Annotated in this window: 1 rRNA gene; it reads left to right on the top strand. The window is 46.5% G+C overall.

The features are described 5' to 3' along the window. Nucleotides 1-574: ribosomal RNA gene (locus V3391_RS17510) — 23S ribosomal RNA — on the top strand; the annotation flags it as partial.

Below are 574 nucleotides of genomic sequence, written 5' to 3'. Positions count from 1 at the left end.
ATGTTGAAGGAACTCGGCAAAATGCTTCTGTAACTTCGGGATAAAGAAGACCTTTTTTTGGGCAACCATTGAAAGGTGGCACAAGCCAGGGAGAAGCGACTGTTTATCAAAAACACAGGGCTCTGCTAACACGTAAGTGGATGTATAGGGTCTGACGCCTGCCCGGTGCTGGAAGGTTAATGCGATGGGTGCAAGCTCATTTCTGAAGCCCCAGTAAACGGCGGCCGTAACTATAACGGTCCTAAGGTAGCGAAATTCCTTGTCGGGTAAGTTCCGACCTGCATGAATGGCGTAACGATTTCTCCGCTGTCTCCAACATCAACTCAGTGAAATTGAATTCTCCGTGAAGATGCGGAGTTCGCGTAGTTAGACGGAAAGACCCCGTGCACCTTTACTGCAACTTTACATTGGTATTAGGAAAAACATATTTAGCATAGGAGGGAGACATTGAAGCAAAGGCGTCAGCTTTTGTGGAGTCAACAGTGAAATACCTCTTTTGTTTTTCTTGGTATCTAACTGATTGCCGTTATCCGGCATCAAGACATTGTATGGTGGGTAGTTTGACTGGGGCGGT

It is taken from the genome of Luteimonas flava, assembly GCF_036584485.1.
Classification (GTDB): Bacteria; Pseudomonadota; Gammaproteobacteria; order Xanthomonadales; family Xanthomonadaceae; genus Luteimonas; species Luteimonas flava.
The sequence above is the reverse complement of the archived record's forward strand: the minus strand, read 5'-3'. Positions and strand labels throughout refer to the sequence as shown.